Genomic DNA, 16,965 nt, shown 5'->3' on the forward strand with positions numbered 1-16,965 from the left:
CGCACGACGGCCCGCCCCGCCACAGGGAGCGGGGCGGGCCGGGCCGTTGCCGCCGGGTCAGTGCTCCCGGCACTCGCCCGCGCGGCGGGCGATCGTGTAGTGGTCGACCTGCGTGCCGTCCTCGGCCAGCGCGGTGACCTTCATGGTGGTGGTGCGGCCCTCGTGCGCCGGCGTGACGTCCACCTTGATGAACGAGTAGCCGGTGTAGCGGACCCGCGACCACTCGACCGTCTCCGGCACCTTCACCCCGCCCTTGGCGAAGTGGTAGGTGTTCACCGAGTCCTGGCGGTTCTCGTGGCCCTCGTAGCTGTCCGGCGCGTCGAAGAAGTACAGGCTGCGGCCGGCCGCGCCCGCCGTCACGTACACCACGCCGTCCTTGGCCGGCTCGACGGTCGCGCCGCTCGGCACGGCCTTGGAGACCTTGTTGCCGAGGATCGCGTCGGTGCGCTCGTAGACGTGGTTGTGGCCGTTGATGACCAGGTCCACCCGGTACTTCTCGAACAGCGGCACCCAGGCCTCGCGGACACCGCCCTCGGAGGCGTGCTGGTGCGTGGTGGAGAAGGCGCAGTGGTGGAAGAACACCACGACGAAGTCGACGCTGTCGTCGCCGCGCAGCTCCCGCAGCCGGCGGTCCAGCCAGGCCGTCTGCCGGCCCGCGGTGATGCCGAGGTTGGCCGGGATCTCGTACGAGACATCGTTGGCGTCCAGCGAGATCACGCCGACGTTCCCGTACTTGAACGAGTAGACGCCGGGCGCGGTGCGCGGGTCGGGGCCGTTCGAGGGCAGGAAGAAGCGCGAGTCCTCGCCGCCGTAGCCGTTGTGCGAGTACCAGGCCTCCATGTCGTGGTTGCCGTAGGAGACCATCCACGGGATCTTCGAGGCGACCGTCTCGGTCTGCGCCAGGAAGGCGTCCCAGGTGGCGGCCGAGTACACGGCCTTGTCCGAGTCCTGGCCGGAGCCGGCCGGGTCCGCGTAGCAGATGTCGCCCGCGTGCAGGTGGAACGCCGGCTTCTGGGCCAGGATCACGTGGTCGTTGCCGGCCGCGTGCGAGGAGACGCCCTGGTCGCCGAAGGCGGTGAAGGTGAACGGCGCGAACGGGCGGTTGTGGCGGCCGTGCCGCGACGGCGCGGTGCGGAACGTCGACAGGGTCGAGATGGCCTGCTGCGAGGCCGGGTCGAAGCCCTGGTGGCCGACGCCGTAGTAGTACGTGGTGTCGGGCTGCAGCCGGTCCAGCTCGACGTGCAGGTAGTACTGGTCGACCGGGGCGCCGGTCGGGGTCAGCGCCGGGGTGTGCAGGGCGCGCACCTCCGCCTCGATCTTGTGGCCGAGGTCCCAGGGGTGCCGGCCGAAGCGCAGGAACGGCTTCTTGACCGGGGCGGGCACCTGCCAGGACACCCGGAACTGGGTGTCCGGCTCGGCGCCGAACGCGAGGTGACGGCCGATCGGGGCCACCAGGGAGCCGTCGACACCGTCGGTCGCACTGCCGGGGACCGGGGCGGCCGCCACCGCGGTGCCGGAGCCGAGGGCGCCGCCGACGGCCAGCACGCCCACCGTCACGGCGCTGGAGCGCAGCATCCGGCGGCGCGACAGGGTGCTGCGCAGGTACTCGTGCTGCTCGGCCATGCTCATGCGGTCGGCGAGCTTCTCGGGCACGCCCATGCGAGGGATATCCATGGGCCGGAGATTCTCAGCGGCGGTTGGCCCGTACACGGACGTACGGTGAACGGGCGTCGTCGTGTCGCCCCGCGCCGCCGCAACATCAGGTCATGTGTTCGCAAAGACCGCCCGGCCGGCCGTCACAGGCCCACCGTGTACCGAAGGACCTCGCCGGCCGCGGCGGCCAGCAGCACCGGGTCCTTGCCGGGTGCCGGGACGACCCGCAGCTCCAGCCGGCCCGGGCGGGCCGGGCGCAGGGCCACGCTCACCCGCTCCGGCGACCAGGCCAACTCCTCGACCACCGCGCCGAAGCGCGTCCGCACGCCGGTCAGCCGGCCGTGGGGCAGCGCGGCGGGCAGCGCCGGCAGCAGCGTCAGCGCGGCCGGCCGCCCCGCCCGGGCGGGGCGCGAACGCACCAGCATCTCGGTCAGCACACCGGGCAGGGCGTGCGCGACGTCGGCGTTGAAGACCTCCCGGCCCGGATAGTGACTGCTCATCAGGGAGCGGAAGAAGAAGTCGCGCACCAGCAGGTGGGCGAGCTGGCAGGTCGCCAGACCGGCGTCGTCGAGGCGGGCGGCGGCCAGCGCCCGGTGCAGGTGGCCGTGGCCGGAGTGGTTCTCGGCGCCGCGCAGCAGCAGCGCCGTGCGGGCCGCCCCGGCGAGTTCGGGCGTGGTGTCGGCGGCGATCTCGTCCAGCGGCCAGACCGGGTACAGGTGGCTGACGTGCCGGTGGTCGTAGGCGTCCCGGTGGCCCGGCCAGGCCCACTCCGCCAGCGCGCCGTCCGGGTTCACCGCGTAGGGCGGCAGCCGGTCGGCCAGCGCCCGCCAGCCGGCCGTCCGGGCGGCCGGGGCGGCGCCGTGCTCGTCCGCGAGGTCGGCGGCGGCGGTGAGCGCGTGCCGGGCGGCGGCGATGTCCATGGTGGCGTTGACGGCGGCCGCGCCGGGCAGCGGGACGCCGGTGGCCGGGTCGACCGGATGGTTCTCCGGCGAGTACGACGGGACGATCGCCAGTCGGCCGTCGGGGCCGGTGCGGGTGAGGAAGTCCTCGTAGAAGGCGGCGACCTCGACCAGGGCCGGCAGCACCTCGCCGGTGAGCAGGGCGGTGTCGCCGTTGGTCTCGGCGTGCTCCAGCAGGGTGCAGCAGCCAGTCCGCCCCGGCCGTCCAGAGGTGATGGGCCCAGCTGTGGTTGAAGTGGTACTGGAGGCCGTTGGTGCCGTCGGTGTGCGCGGGCGCCACCACCCCGCGGGTGCCGTAAAGCCGCCGGGCGTTGGTGCGCCAGTCCGGCAGTTGGTCGCGGACGAGGGCGGCGAGCGCGAGCGAGGCCTCCGGCAGGCCGGTCGCGGCCGCGCCGGCGAGCTGCAGGTTGAGGTTGGCGTTGGTGGTGAAGGCGCCGCCCCAGGCGGTGTCCCAGTCGCCCGTCCACAGCCCGCACAGCCGCGGCGGGCGGTGCCCGGACGCGGACAGCAGGTGGTAGCGGCCGGCCGCGAACAGTGACTCCAGCAGGGCGAGTTGAAGGTTCGCAGGGTCGGCCCGCTGGCGCTCCAGCAGCTCGGCGACGGGCCGCTCGCGGTCCGCCGGGTCGGCTCCCAGGTCGAGCTCCACCCGGTCGTACGCGGCGGCGTGCTCGGCCAGGTGCCGCTCCAGCAGCTCCTCGTGGTCGTCCGGCAGGGCGTACATCCCGACGTCCAGGCGGCCGAGCCGCCCGGCCGGGTCGGAGACCGGGCCGCGGACGGTGCGGGTCAGCAGCAGCAGCTGGCGGGCCCCGGTCACGTGCACCCGGGGGCCGTCGCAGCGCACCGTGCCGCCGGGTGCGACGATCCGGGTGGCACCGCGGTAGCCGGTCTCGCTGCCGGGGTAGCGGGCGCGCAGCCGCAGCAGTGCACTGTCGCGGGGCCGGGGCTCGGCGGCGGGGATCTCCGCCGGCCGGTACACCGACCGGACGGCGGCACGCAGTTCGGCGGGGGCCCCGGGCAGCCGGGTGTCCAGGGTGATCTCCGCGTCCAGGGCCGAACCGGTCGGCGCGGTCAGCAGCTGCACCACCGCGTCGTCGGCGCGCGAGACGAAGCACTCCGAACGCCACCAGCCGTCGGCCTCGCGCCACTCGGCGGCGGCGACGCCCGTCCGGAAGTCCAGGCTGCGCCGGTAGCCCGCCGCCTCCGCTGCGCCGGGCCGGCGGATCCGGACGGCGAACGCCGGGTGGAACGCCTGCACGTGACGCGGCTCCCAGTCGCCGCCGAACGCGGCCGTCGCGGCCGCCTGCCGCCCGGCCAGCAGGTGGTCCTGCACCTCGGCCAGCCGCGGTGCCAGCAGCGGGGGTTCGACCCCGGAGGCCGGATCGGGGCGGACGAGGTCGTGGTGCGTGACGACCACCGCCTCGTCGTGGGTGCGGCCGTGCACCAGGACGCCGTGCCGGCCGTTGCCGCCGAGGTAGGCGTCCTCCCAGCGGGAGGCGGGCTCGGGGTCGTGGATGCCGTGGGTGGGTGCGGCGGCCTCGGGCATGGCTGGTCCTGTCCAGTGCTACGGGCGCAGCACCGCGACGCCGTACGGGTCGAGGTGCAGCACGGCGGGATCGCGGGCGATGGCGCGGGCGGTCAGCAGGTCGCGGTGGGGGCCGGGCAGGGTCAGCTCGCAGGGCTCGGCGGTGTGGTTGAGCAGGAACAGCAGGTCGCCGCGGCGGACGGCCTCCACCCCGGCGGGCAGGCCGGGCAGGGCCGGGGCGGCGCCGGCGCGCCCGGCCGCGTCGGCCAGCAGGCGCTGCAGCACGGCCGGTTCGGGCAGGGTGGCGAGGTAGCAGGCCCGGCCGCGCCGGGTGGCGGCGGGGGTGCCGTCGGCGAAGGCGAGGACGGTCTCGGTGCCGGGGGCCAGGCACAGGTCCTCGCTCCACAGGTCGGCGGTGCCGCCGCCGGCCAGCTCGGCCGGCGCGTCCAGCGGGCGCCATTCGAGCGGGTGGACGCCGAGCAGCGCGCGCAGCCGCTCGTCCATGCCGCCCGGCCGGACGGCGTCCTGCTCGTCGGCGACACCGGTGAAGAACCCGGCGACCAGGGTGCCGCCGGCGGCGACGTACCCGGTGAGGTTGTCGACGGCGGCGTCGCCCGCCAGGTACAGGTTGGGCACCACGACCATCCGGTAGCCGCCGAGGTCGGCCTCCGGGTGGACGTAGTCGGCGGTGAGGTGGGCGTCCCACAGCGCGCCGTGCCAGGCGAGGGCGATCGGCGCCAGGTCGACCCGGTCCGAGGGGCGGCCGCGCTGCTCCAGGGCCCACCAGTTGGACCAGTCGAGGACGACCGCGACATCGGCCTCCACCCGGGTGCCCACCACCTCGGCGAGGAGCGGGAGTTCGGCGCCGAGCGTGCGGACGGCCAGGTGCTGGGGGCTGTCGGGCCCGGCGTGCGGGAGGAGGGCGGAGTGGAACTTCTCCGCGCCGGAGCGGGAGGCCCGCCACTGGAAGAAGCAGAGGCCGTCGGCGCCGCGGGCGATCGCCTGGTAGGCCTCCAGCCGGAGCCGGTCGACGGGCTTGGCCCGGTTGACGCCGCGCCAGTTCACCGCGGAGGCGGCCATCTCCATCTGCAGCCACGGGCCGCGGGCCTGCGAGCGGGTCATGTCCTGGCCGAGCGAGGCCCACACCATGGCACGGGGGTCGGCCGGGTCCGGGTAGCTGTCCAGCGAGACGACGTCCTCCTCGGCGGCGAACGCCCAGCAGTCGACGTGCGGGAACAGGGTCATGAAGTTGGTGGTGACCGGCAGCTCGGGGGTGTGGCGGCGCAGCACGTCCCGCTCCGCGGTGAAGCAGGCGAGCAGGACGTCCGAGCAGAACCGCCGGAAGTCCAGCTGCTGGGCGGGGTTGGGCAGGTACGGGGCGGCGCGCGGTGGGGTGACGGTCGACCAGGTGGCGTGCTGCTGGCTCCAGAAGGCCGTGCCCCAGGCGGCGTTGACGGCCTCCAGGGTGCCGTACCGCTTGCCCAGCCAGTCGCGGAAGCGGTCGGCGGTCTCCTCGCAGTGGCAGACCGGCCCGTACTCGTTGCCGACGTGCCACATCCGGACGGCCGGGTGGTGGCCGAACGCCGCGGCGAGGTCGTCCACCAGGCCGAGGGCGTGCCGGCGGTAGTCGGCGGAGGAGGGGCACCACTGGTTCCGGGACCCCCACGACAGGGTGGTGCCCTCGGCGGTGACCGGCAGGGTGCCGGGGTGCAGTTCGCCGAGCCAGGGCGGCGGGGAGGCGGTGGGCGTGGCAAGGCAGACCTCGATCCCGCCCTCGTGGAGCAGGTCGAGGATGCGGCGCAGCCAGCCGAAGTCCCTGGCCCCGGGCGTCGGTTCGAGCTTGGCCCAGGAGAAGACGCCGACCGTGACGGTGGTGACGCCGGCCTCGCGCATCAGCCGGACGTCCTCGGGCCAGATCGACTCGGGCCACTGCTCGGGGTTGTAGTCGCCGCCGAACAGCAGGCGGCCGCGGGTGGCGTCGGCAAGGGATGGCATGGGGGTGTCCTCTCGCTGGTCAGCCCTTGACGGCGCCGATCAGCATGCCCTTCTGGAAGTGCTTCTGGACGAACGGGTAGACGCACAGCACGGGCACCAGCGCGATCACCATGACCGCCATCTGCACCGAGAGCCCGGGGACGGCCCCCGTGCTGATGGCCTGGGACATCCCGGTGGGCGCCTGGTGGCGGAGCACGAAGGAGTTCAGCACGTTCTGCAGCGGGTAACGGGTCTGGTCGTTGAGGTAGAGCGAGGCGGAGAACCAGGAGCTCCAGTAGCCGACCGCGTAGAACAGCGCGATGACGGCGACCACCGCGCGGGACAGCGGCAGCACCACCTGCCAGAGGATCCGCCACTCGCCGGCGCCGTCGATCCGTGCGGCGTCGACGAGTTCGGGGGCGGTACCCATGAAGAAGGAGCGCAGCACGAGCAGGTTGAAGACGGACACGGCGCCGGGGAGGATCAGCGACCAGTAGCTGTCCATCAGGCCGAGGTCCTGGATCAGCAGGTAGCTCGGGATGAGCCCGGCCCCGAAGAACATCGTGATCATCATGGTGACGAGGATCGGCCGGTGGGCGAAGCTGCCGGGCCGGGAGAGCCCGTACGCGGCGAGCACCGAGACGACCAGCGAGATCGCCGTGCCGACGAGGGTGATGCCGATGCTGATCAGCACGGCCCGGGTGACGGCGCCGCCGGAGAGGACCTCGGCGTAGGCCTGGACGGTGAGGTGCCCCGGGACGACCACGAGGCCGCCGGCGCCGGTGATGGTGGCCGCGTCGGAGAGGCTGGTGAGGACGACGACCCAGAGCGGGCCGAGGATCAGCAGGCAGACGACGGCCAGGGTGACGCCCTTGAGGCCCCGGCCGACGGCGGTCGGCTCCTCCTCCCAGGCGGGCCGGGCGAACGGGCGGGACGGGCGGAGGTCGGTTGCGGTGGTCACTTGGAGTACACCCCCTGCTCGCCCAGCCGGTGGGCGGCCTTGTTCGCCAGCAGGACCATGCCGAGGCTGAACAGGCCCTTGACCAGGCCGGCCGCGGCCGCGTAGCTGAAGTCGCCGCTGCGGATGCCGCGGAACCAGACGTAGGTGTCGAGCACCTCGGAGACGCCGACGCCGACGGCGTCGCGCTGGAGCAGGATCTGCTCGAAGCCGACGGAGAGCGAGTCGCCGACCCGCAGCACCAGCAGCAGGGCGATCACCGGGCGCAGCGCGGGCAGCGTGACATGCCACATCCGCCGCCAGCGGCCGGCGCCGTCGACGGCGGCGGCCTCGTACAGCTCGTCGGAGACGGCGCTGAGGGCGGCGAGGAAGACGATCACGCCCCAGCCGGCGTCCTTCCAGACGGACTGGGCGGTCAGCAGGTACTTGAAGAGCGTCGGGTCGGTCATCAGGTCGAAGCCCTCGACGCCGTGCCTGCGCAACAGTTGGGCGATCAGGCCGGCGCCGCCGAGCATCTGCTGGAAGACGGTGACGACCAGCACCCAGGAGAAGAAGTGCGGCAGGTAGAGGACGGACTGCACGAGGGTGCGGAGCCGGCCGCTGATGAGGCTGTTGAGCAGCAGCGCGAGGGCGATCGGGACGGGGAAGAAGAGCAGCAGCTGGACGGCGGTGATGGAGAGGGTGTTGCCGACGACCTCCCAGAACCGGGCGTCGGAGAAGACCGCGGCGAAGTTGTCGAGGCCGACGAAGGCGCTGCCGGTGATGCCGCCGCCGTAGACGTCGTAGTCCTGGAACGCGACGATGTTGCCGAGCAGCGGGATGTAGTTGAAGACCAGCAGCAGGCCGAGCGCGGGTGCGGTCATCAGCAGCAGGACGCGGTCGCGGCGCAGCCGTTGACGGCGGGTGATGCCGCGTCGCGGCGGCGGTGCCGGGCGGTCCGGTCCGTCGGGTGCGGCGGGCCGGGTGGCCGCGGGGGCGCTGCTGCTCATGGTGGGTTCTGCTCCGCCCTGGCCGCCGGTGCGATCCGCCACCGGCCGGCCGTAGTGCACGTGTCGGTGGTCAGTTGCCGGACTTGTCGAGGATGTCCTGGTAGAAGGCGCGCAGGTCGTCGCCGCCGTTCTTGCGCCAGTTGTCGACCGCGTCCTTGACGTCGCCGATCTTCTTGCGGTTGCGCACGACGTCCTTCTGCAGGTCGTCGAAGGGGGTGTACAGCGACGCGTACCGGGTGGGCTCCTGGATCTGCATCGCGTAGAAGAGCGGCTTCCTGGCGAAGGCCATCATGCGGCCCATCCAGTTGGCGAAGTCCGTGGCGGCCTGGGGCTGGTCGGGCCAGGCGATGGTGGGTGCCGGGGAGGCGATGAACTCGTAGGAGGAGAGGACCTCCTTGGTGCCGAGCGCGGTCTGCACCGGGGTGCCGGAGGCGTCCTTGGCGTAGTGGACGCCCTCGACGCCGAACTTCTCGAGCACGAACTCCTTGGTGCCGAACGGGGCGGCGGCGTAGTCGGCGACACCGAGGAGTTCCTCGATCCTCGCGGCGGGCAGCTTGGCGGACAGGAAGCTGAAGATCCCGGCGGGCGCGCCGATGTAGAGCTCCAGCTTGCCGCCGTCGTGGGCGAAGAAGTCCATCGGCTTGATGCTGAACTTCGGGTTGGCCTTGGCCTGTTCGTTCATCATGCCGCGCATGACGTCGCCGTCGTTCATGATCAGCGACTGGCCGGAGGTGAAGCGGGTCTTGGCGTCGTTGGCCTTGCCGGCCACCGCGTCGGGATGGACGCTGCCCTGGGCGTAGAGCTTCTGCGTCCAGGAGAGCGCGTCGAGGTACTCCTGGGTCTCGATCAGGTGGACGAGCTTGCCGTCGACCTGCTTCCAGTAGCCGGGCATGGTGCCGGGGACGCAGTTGAACAGGACCTGCGCCGTCCACCACATGTCCTCGCAGGCCCAGACCTTGGCGGCGGGGCTGGTGATGTCCTTGGCGAGCTGGAGGAACTCGTCGGCGGTCTTCGGGAGGGTCCAGCCCTTCTCGGCGAAGATGTCGGCCCGGTAGTAGGGGACGACGCCGCCGAGCGGGCGGTTGGGCATCGGCAGGCCGCGCAGCTTGCCGCCGAACATGCACATCTTCCAGGCGTCGGTGGGGATCGCCGCGAGGTTGGGGTACTTCTTGACCTTGTCGCCGGACAGGTAGGGGCCGAGGTCGGCGGCCTTGGCGTCGATGGCGTTCGGGATCTGGCCCGTGATGTTCCAGCCGGGCACGCAGAACAGGTCGGGGATGCTGTCGCCGGCCAGCACCGCGCCGAGCTTGTCCTGGTAGGTGACGCCGTCCTGGAGCTGCCAGTCGACGCTGACGCCGAGCGCCTCGTCCATGGCGGCGAAGTACTTGCTGTCCTTGCCCGGGGCCGCGCCCCAGAGCGGGGTGAAGAAGGTGTACTTGCCGCCCTTGCCCGGCTTGCCGGTCACCGAGGCCTTGAGTTCGGCGGGGAACTTCAGGAAGGCCGGGGTGGAACCGTTGACGCCCGGGATGTCGGGGGTGACGAGGCCGGAGGCGGCGAAGGCGGGGAGGGCGTTCTGCAAGGCGCTGCCGGTGGCGACACCGCCCTTGCTGCTCGACCGCCCGGTGCCGGAGGAGCAGGCGGTCAGCAGTCCGCCGCCGGTGAGCGCGGCGGCGGCGGCCACGGCGCCGGTCAGGAAGCGGCGGCGCGAGGCGGCCGGGGCAGGGCCGACTCTGTCAGCGCTGGTCATGGTGGGTGGAGCCCTTCGTCGTTGCGGGTGGGAGGCGGGCGGGGCCGGGCGGGCGGCGCGGCGGTGCCCGGCGGTCCGGGTGGTGCCCCGGTCGCGGCCGGGGCGGTGGGACGACGGTGCGGGGTGGTGCGAAGGGTGGTGCGGGGGGTGGTGCGAAGGGCCGGCGCCCGGCGGTGGGCCGGGTCCCGGAGCTACTGTCGAAGCGCTTCAACGTGGCGCCGAGGCTAGGCCAGCGAAAGCTGTCGCACAAGGGTTTGCACGAGCTTCACAGTTCAGGACTTGACGACGACACAGGTCGCGCGTCCGGTTCGGGACACCGATCCGGGCGGCCGAAGAACCGGTCTGGACCAGCGAGGACGCTCTCCCGCCCGCCTCCCGGCCAGGCCGCGGGCCGCTTGACAGCATCGGGCATCACTGCGAACTTCGAAGCGCTTCGATCCACCACCTCATGAAGCATCAGCTCGACACCCGTGCCGCACCGGAGGACCATCCATGCCCGACGCCCCTTACCGCGACGCCCGGGTGCCCGCGCACCAGCGGGCCACGGACCTCCTGGGGCGGCTCACCACCGCCGAGAAGATCGCCCTGCTGCACCAGCACGCCCCCGCCGTCCCCCGGCTCGGCCTGGCCGCGCACACCACCGGCACCGAGGCCCTGCACGGGGTGTCCTGGCTCGGACCGGCCACCTCGTTCCCGCAGGCCGTCGGCCTCGGCGCGACCTGGGACCGCGCGCTGCTGAAGCGGGTCGGCGAGGCCGTCGGCACCGAGGTCCGCGCCTTCCACGAGCGCCCCGCCGAGGACGGCCGCGCGCCGATCGGCCTCAACGTGTGGGCGCCGGTGGTCAATCCGCTGCGCCACCCGCTCTGGGGCCGCAACGAGGAGGGCTACGCCGAGGACCCGCTGCTCACCGCCGAACTCGCCACGGCCTACACCCGGGGCCTGCGCGGCGACCACCCGGTGTACTGGCGCACCGCGCCCACCCTCAAGCACTTCCTCGGCTACAACAACGAGAACGACCGCACGTCCACCTCCTCCGACCTGCGCCCGCGCGTCCTGCACGAGTACGAACTCCCCTGCTACCGCGGCCCGGTGGAGGCCGGCGCGGTGGCCGCGGTGATGCCCTCGTACAACATCGTCAACGGGCGGCCCGCCCACGTGTCCGGCTACCTCAAGGACGAGCTGCGCGGCTGGAGGAACGGCGCCGACCTGCTGGTGTGCAGCGACGCCGAGGCACCGTCCAACCTGGTCGCCGCGCAACGGCACTTCGCCGACCACGCGGAGGGCCACGGCGCGGCGCTGCGCGCCGGGGTGGACAGCTTCACCGACCACGGCACCGACGCACCGGTCACGATCGCCCGGCTCACCGAGGCGCTGGAGCGCGGCCTGATCACCGAGGCCGAGATCGACGCCGCCGTCCTGCGCCACCTGCTGATGCGCATCCGCACCGGCGAACTGGATCCCGAGCTCGACCCGTACGCCGGAACCGGCCAGGACGTGGTCGGCTGCGACGCCCACCGGGAGCTGGCCCGGCAGGCCGCCCGGCAGGCCGTCGTGCTGCTGCGCAACGCCGGCGACCTGCTGCCACTGCCCGCCGACGCGGCCCTCGCCGTGGTCGGCCCGCTCGGCGACGACGTGCTGCGCGACTGGTACAGCGGCTCCCTGCTGTACCGGACCACCCTCCTCGACGCCCTGCGTGAGCGGCTCGGCACCGACCGGGTCGCCTTCGCGGACGGGCTGGACCGGATCGCGCTGCGCTCGACCGCCACCGGCCGCTACCTGACCGCGGCCGCCGACGGCACGCTGTCCGCCACCGGCCACCAGGTCGGCCCGGCAGAGGAGTTCGCCGTGCAGGACTGGGGGCACGGGGTGACCACCCTCCAGGCACGGGACGGCCGCTACCTCACCAAGGACGGCTACGGGATGCTGGCCGCCACCGCCGAGCACCCGGACGAGTGGGTCGTCCAGGAGACCTTCCGGCTGGAGCGCGGTGAGGACGGCCGCGTCCGCATCCAGCACCTCGGCACCGGCCGCTGGGTCGCCGTCGCGGCCGGCAGCCACGCCCTCACCACCTACGCGGTCGCCCGGGACGCCGCCGAGCCGTTCACCGTGCGGACGGTGTCGGCCGGCGCGGAGCGGGTCGCCGCCGTCGCCGCCGCGGCCGGCGCGGTGGTGGTGGTCGCCGGCAACGATCCGCACCTCAACGGGCGGGAGACCGAGGACCGGATCGACCTCGCGCTGCCCCCGCAGCAGGAGGAGATCCTGCGCGCCGCCCGGGCCGCCAACCCGCGCACCGTGCTGGCCGTGGTCAGCAGCTACCCGTACGCCCTGGACTGGGCAGACGCCGAAGTCCCCGCCGTGCTGTGGACGGCGCACGGCGGCCAGGAGGGCGGCCGCGCCCTCGCCGACGTCATGCTCGGCGACCACTCCCCCGCCGGCCGCCTCCCGCAGACCTGGTACCGGGCCGGCCAGCGGCTGCCCGACCTGCTCGACTACGACATCATCACCGCCGGCGCCACCTACCTCTACCTGGCGGACGAGCCGCTCTACCCGTTCGGCCACGGGCTGTCCTACACCCGGTTCACGTACGGCGCGCTGAGCGCGGAGACGATCGACGGGCACGCCGTCGCGACCCTCACCGTCACCAACAGCGGCGCACGCGCCGGTGCGGAGGTCGTCCAGCTCTACTCGCGCGCCCCGGAGTCGCGCGTCCCCACGCCGCTGCGCCGGCTGCAGGCCTTCGAGCGGATCGAACTCGCCCCCGGCGAGCAGCGCACGGTGTCCCTCCGCGTCCCGCTCGCCGCGCTCGGCCACTTCGACACCGCGCACGGCCGGTGGACGACCGACCCCGGCCGGTACGCGCTGCTGGCCGGGGCCTCCAGCGCCGACCTGCGCAGCGAGGCCGAGATCACCGTCACCGGCCCGGCCCCGCTGCCGCGCCCCGGTCTCGACGGGCCGCTGCTCGCCCGGGACTTCGACACCGCGCGCGGCATCCGGCTCACCGACCGCACCCCGGCCGGGGGCGAGGCGGTGGAGTGCGGCGACACCGCGCCCGGGCGACTGGCCTTCGACACCGTCGACTTCGCGGACGGGGCGACGTCCGTCGCCCTCGCGGTGTCCCGGACGGCGCCCGGCAGCGCCGCCGTCGAGCTGCACGCGGGTGGCGCCGTCACCAGGTTCGAGGTGCCCTCGACCGGGGGCCGCCACCGCTGGCAGACCGTCCGCGGCCCGCTGGCCGCACCGGTCAAGGGCGTCCACGGCGTGGAGGTCGTGCTGCGCGGCGCACTCCGGCTCGCGGAACTCGACTTCACCCGCTGAGCACCGGCCGGGCGGACCGGCGGCGTTGACAGCCGCCCCGCCCGGCCCGATCCTCTCGGTGACCGGGCCGGCGACCGGCCCGTACCAGGGGAGTGAACATGACGACCGCTCAGACCACCGGAGGGCTGCCGAAGCCGCTCAGAACCGCCCTCGTCCTCATCGTCCTGCAAGCCGTCCTCAATGTCCTCGGCGGCCTGCTGCTGCTGGTGAGCGCCTCCGACGAGGCCGACCACGGCGGCGACTCCGCCGGGACGCTCGCGCTCCTCGGCTGGGTGTCCGTGATCGTCGCGCTGCTGCTGGCGGGCAGCGCCGCGGCCACGCCCGGCCGCCGGGCCTGGGTGCGGACGACCGTGATCGCCGTGGAGGCGCTGTCGATCCTGGGCTCCGTGGTGTCGCTGTTCTCCGGCGCCTACACCGCGGTGATCGGCATCGCCATCGCCGCGTTCATCATCCGGGCCTACCTCTCCGAGGACGCCAAGCGCTGGTTCGCCTGACCGCCGCACGGCGGACGGGTCGCGGCTCCACCGGCGCCCGTCCGCCGTACGCCCTCCATGCAGGCACGAGTCCGTGCGGGCACGAGTCCGTGCGGGCACCGCCGATGGCCGATTCGCGCACGGCCCGCCGAAACCGGCCCCGGCACACCGCACGGATGCCAGGATCCGCAGTATGACCAGGATCCTCGTCCACACCCACAACCTGCTCTTCCCGCACGAGTCGGCCGCCGACGGGGTGCGAGCCCTGCGCGAACTCGGCGCCGAGCACGGTTTCACCGTCGACGCCACCGACGATCCGGCGGACTTCCGCGCCGACCGGCTGCGGCACTACGGCGCCGTGGTGTTCCTCTCCACCGGCGGCGACGTCCTGGACGACCGGGGCCGCGACGCCCTGCGCGCGCACCTCGGCACCGGAGCCGGCTGGATGGGCGTGCACTGCGCAGCCGGCACCGAGCTCGGCTGGGACTGGTACGAGGGCCTGGTCGGCGCCCGGTTCCTCGGCCATCCGCCGATCCAGACCGCCACGGTGCGCACCGCCGACGCCGACCACCCGGCCACCGCCCACCTGCCGGCCGCCTGGACCTGGACGGACGAGTGGTACAACTTCCGCACCGACCCGCGCGGCCGCGGTGTCCGGGTGCTGCTCACCGTCGACGAGTCGGAGTACGAGGGCGGCACGATGGGCGAGGGCCACCCGCTGGCCTGGTCCGGCGAGCACGACGGAGCACCGACCTTCTACACCTCGCTCGGCCACACCCCCGAGGCCTACCGGGACGCCGCCTTCCGCGCCCACCTGCTCGGCGGGGTCCGGCACGTCCTCGACGGGGCGTGAGACCCGGCCGGTGAGGCCCGGTCCGAACCGGACCGGGCCTCAGAGCGGCTCGCCCGGGAGCGCGGCGTACGCCTCCCGGAGTGCCTCCACCACCGGGTGCACCGGCGCCAGCCGCACCGAGTCCACGGCGGCCAGCGGCCGCAGGCCGACCGCCGCGTTGGTCGCGAACGCCGCCTCGAAACCGGCCGCCTCCCGCACCTCCGCCGTCCGGCACGGGCCGAGCGGACGCACCAACTCCATCGTGACACCGTGCAGTTGACGGGCCTCCGGCCAGACGACCTCGCCCTCGCGGACGAAGCCGACGTTCCAGGTGCCGCCCTCCGACCAGGCCCCCGTCCGGTCGGCGAACAGCGCGTCGTCGAAGCCCGCCGCCTGCGCCTCCCGCCGGTGTCGCAGCGCCCCGAACAGACCGACCCCCTTGACCTCGGGCATCTCGCGCTCGTACCGGACGGTGCGCACCCGCAGCGGCGGCGGCTCCGCCGCGCCCGCCGGACGGGTCGTCACCAGCACCCGGGGGTGCGCCGGGGCCCCGATCGTGCCGACGTCGAGCGCCGGATCGAAGACCGTCACCCGGACCACGGCCGCGCCCGCCGCAGGCGCAGCCCGGCGGGCGTGCGCCCGGACGCGCTCCACGTCCAACTCGGCGCCGAACAGTGTCCGGCAGTCCCGGGCGAGCCGCGCCAGGTGCAGTTCCAGGCCGCGGACCAGCCCGTCCGTCACCAGCATCGTGGTGAAGTGCCCGTAGTTGGTGAGCGCCAGCGCCTGGAGCTGCGCCGGGTCCACCGGCCTGCCGTCGAGTTCCGCCATGCGGCAAGCATCGCACTCCCGGCCGCGGTAGCATCCCGCTGACCTGCGGAGGGTGTGCATGACGGCGATCGCCGTGACCGGCCATCTGAATCTCACCGAGCCGACCGTCCCCCTCGTCCGGGCCGAGCTGCGCCGCCTGCTCGCCGGACACGGCCCGGGCCCGCTGACAGGCCTTTCCTGCCTCGCCCCGGGCGCCGACACGCTGTTCGCCGAGGAGGTCCTCGCGGCCGGCGGCCGGCTCGTCGCCGTCCTCCCCTCGACCCGCTACCGGCAGTCGTTCGCGGCGGGCCCCCGGGCCGACCTCGACCGGCTGCTGGCCGCCGCCGCGGAGGTGCTGGTGCTCCCCCGACCCGCCCCCGACGACGCCGCCTACCAGGCCGCCAACGCCGAACTGCTGCGCCGCGCCGACCTGGTGGTCGCCGTCTGGGACGGCCGCCCCGGCAACGGCCGCGGCGGCACCGCGGACATGGTGGCCGCCGCCGGCCGGGCGGGCGTCCCCGTCCAGGTGGTGTGGCCGGCCGGGGCCGCCCGGGCCGCCTGACCGGACGCCTCGCGGGGGCGGCCGCGCGGCCGGTCCGTGCGGTCGGTCCGTGCGGCCGGTCCCTTCGGTCGGTCCGTGCGGTCAGTCCGGCAGTCCCTCGCGGATCCGGCGGGAGACCGTGAAGGCCTGGAGGTCGAGGGTGCCGGGGGCGGGCACGACGCCCGGACCGCCGGCCCGGACCCACTCCGCCACCTCGTCGATCATGTCGTCGGCCAGTACCCAGCCCAGCCAGACCGGGCGGCCCCCGGCCCGCCGGCCCTCGGCGGACGGGCTGACCACCACCACGTTGGAGTGCCCGCAGGCGTCCAGGCAGTCCACCGCCCGGACCTTGCCCGCGCCGCCGACCCCCTCGCGCAGCCGCGCCAGCTGCCCGGCGTGGTCGATCCCCGGGTGCTTGGCCGTGGCACCGCAGCAGCAGCCGCGGCAGACCGTCACGGTGACCGGTGCGGGCGCAGCAGCGGCGTTCTCGCGGGGGCGTCGGGCCATCGGGTTCCCTCCCAGGTGAGCGGGGCCGACGGCGCGGGCCCCCGGACGATTCTGCCGCAGGTGATCATCCGCTCGGCGCGCGCCCCCGAACGGGCGTGCTTATGGTGAGCGCACCATCACACTCCGCACCTCGGCGTGGACCCGCGTCCGGCGGGTGCGGACGAGGAGAGGACTCCACTCGTGATCACAGCCCGTGACATCATGCACAGCGGCGCCCAGTGCATCAATGCGGACCAGTCGCTGATGGACGCCGCCCGAATGATGCGCGACCTGGACGTCGGCGCGCTCCCCATCTGCGGCCCCGACAAGCAGCTCAAGGGCATCATCACCGACCGTGACATCGTGCTGCGCTGTCTGGCTGTCGGCAAGGACCCGTCGATGATGAAGGCCATGGACCTCGGCGGCCACCTGCACTGCGTGCGGGCCGACGACGACATGGAGACGGTGCTGAAGAAGATGGAGCAGCACCAGATCCGGCGGATGCCGGTGATCGACGAGCACGACAAGCTCGTCGGGATGATCAGCGAGGCCGACCTGGCCAGCGGCCACCGCGACGGCCAGCGCCTGACCGACCGTCAGATCATCGAGTTCATGGACAGCATCTACGTGAACCGCTGACCGCGGACCACGTGCGACGCGCCGCGTGAGGCGTGAGGTGCGCAGCGTGCGGCGTGAGGCGGTGGCGCCG

12 protein-coding genes and 1 pseudogene are annotated in these 16,965 nt (G+C 73.9%); 5 read left to right on the forward strand and 8 right to left on the reverse strand.

The features are described 5' to 3' along the window. Positions 1 to 57: 57 nt before the first annotated feature. The 6 genes and pseudogenes from ABEB13_RS11420 to ABEB13_RS11450 all read right to left on the reverse strand — a co-directional run bounded on the left by ABEB13_RS11420 (position 58) and on the right by ABEB13_RS11450 (position 9,802). Positions 58 to 1,674, reverse strand: a complete 1,617-nt coding sequence (locus ABEB13_RS11420) for a purple acid phosphatase family protein (protein ID WP_345705417.1) — start codon at positions 1,672 to 1,674, stop codon at positions 58 to 60. A 122-nt stretch (positions 1,675 to 1,796) separates the two neighbouring features. After that, positions 1,797 to 4,155: pseudogene (locus ABEB13_RS40495) on the reverse strand (glycosyl hydrolase family 95 catalytic domain-containing protein). Positions 4,156 to 4,173: 18 nt separating this feature from the next. Continuing rightward, a complete protein-coding gene (locus tag ABEB13_RS11435) occupies positions 4,174 to 6,129 on the reverse strand; it encodes a beta-galactosidase (protein ID WP_345705419.1) in 1,956 nt (651 codons plus the stop codon). A gap of 19 nt (positions 6,130 to 6,148) precedes the next feature. Next, on the reverse strand, positions 6,149 to 7,069 hold the full coding sequence (locus tag ABEB13_RS11440) for a carbohydrate ABC transporter permease (protein WP_345705420.1): 921 nt from the start codon (positions 7,067 to 7,069) through the stop codon (positions 6,149 to 6,151). Next, positions 7,066 to 8,055, reverse strand: a complete 990-nt coding sequence (locus ABEB13_RS11445) for an ABC transporter permease (protein WP_345705421.1) — start codon at positions 8,053 to 8,055, stop codon at positions 7,066 to 7,068. The genes ABEB13_RS11440 and ABEB13_RS11445 overlap by 4 nt, the downstream gene beginning before the upstream one ends. 70 nt (positions 8,056 to 8,125) lie before the next feature. Next, entirely contained in the window at positions 8,126 to 9,802 is a 1,677-nt protein-coding gene (locus ABEB13_RS11450; protein ID WP_345705422.1) for a type 2 periplasmic-binding domain-containing protein, read from the reverse strand. A gap of 492 nt (positions 9,803 to 10,294) precedes the next feature. Here ABEB13_RS11450 and ABEB13_RS11455 point away from each other — a divergent pair, with 492 nt between their 5' ends. From ABEB13_RS11455 to ABEB13_RS11465, 3 genes are all read left to right on the forward strand, one after another. Next, the gene (locus ABEB13_RS11455; RefSeq protein WP_345705423.1) at positions 10,295 to 13,117 is read left to right on the forward strand and encodes a glycoside hydrolase family 3 C-terminal domain-containing protein; all 2,823 of its coding nucleotides are present in this window, start codon (positions 10,295 to 10,297) and stop codon (positions 13,115 to 13,117) included. A gap of 98 nt (positions 13,118 to 13,215) precedes the next feature. Then, entirely contained in the window at positions 13,216 to 13,611 is a 396-nt protein-coding gene (locus tag ABEB13_RS11460; protein ID WP_345705424.1) for a DUF7144 family membrane protein, read from the forward strand. 172 nt (positions 13,612 to 13,783) lie between these two features. Then, on the forward strand, positions 13,784 to 14,443 hold the full coding sequence (locus ABEB13_RS11465; RefSeq protein WP_345705425.1) for a ThuA domain-containing protein: 660 nt from the start codon (positions 13,784 to 13,786) through the stop codon (positions 14,441 to 14,443). Between the two features lie 39 nt (positions 14,444 to 14,482). On the opposite strand, the gene ABEB13_RS11470 is transcribed toward ABEB13_RS11465, so the two are convergent. Then, complete coding sequence (locus ABEB13_RS11470) at positions 14,483 to 15,250, reverse strand: aminotransferase class IV (protein WP_345705426.1); 768 nt, start codon at positions 15,248 to 15,250, stop codon at positions 14,483 to 14,485. A 58-nt stretch (positions 15,251 to 15,308) separates the two neighbouring features. On the opposite strand from ABEB13_RS11470, the gene ABEB13_RS11475 reads away from it, so the two are divergent. Beyond that, entirely contained in the window at positions 15,309 to 15,791 is a 483-nt protein-coding gene (locus ABEB13_RS11475; protein WP_345705427.1) for a hypothetical protein, read from the forward strand. Between the two features lie 81 nt (positions 15,792 to 15,872). Here the strand turns inward: ABEB13_RS11475 and ABEB13_RS11480 are convergent, their stop codons facing one another. Next, positions 15,873 to 16,277 carry a (2Fe-2S) ferredoxin domain-containing protein gene (locus tag ABEB13_RS11480; RefSeq protein WP_345705428.1) on the reverse strand — a complete coding sequence of 135 codons (405 nt, stop codon included), beginning with the start codon at positions 16,275 to 16,277 and terminating at the stop codon, positions 15,873 to 15,875. Positions 16,278 to 16,457: 180 nt separating this feature from the next. On the opposite strand from ABEB13_RS11480, the gene ABEB13_RS11485 reads away from it, so the two are divergent. After that, the gene (locus tag ABEB13_RS11485) at positions 16,458 to 16,895 is read left to right on the forward strand and encodes a CBS domain-containing protein (RefSeq protein WP_345705429.1); all 438 of its coding nucleotides are present in this window, start codon (positions 16,458 to 16,460) and stop codon (positions 16,893 to 16,895) included. The last annotated feature ends 70 nt before the right edge of the window (positions 16,896 to 16,965 follow it).

This window comes from Kitasatospora paranensis (genome assembly GCF_039544005.1).
Taxonomy (GTDB): Bacteria; Actinomycetota; Actinomycetes; order Streptomycetales; family Streptomycetaceae; genus Kitasatospora; species Kitasatospora paranensis.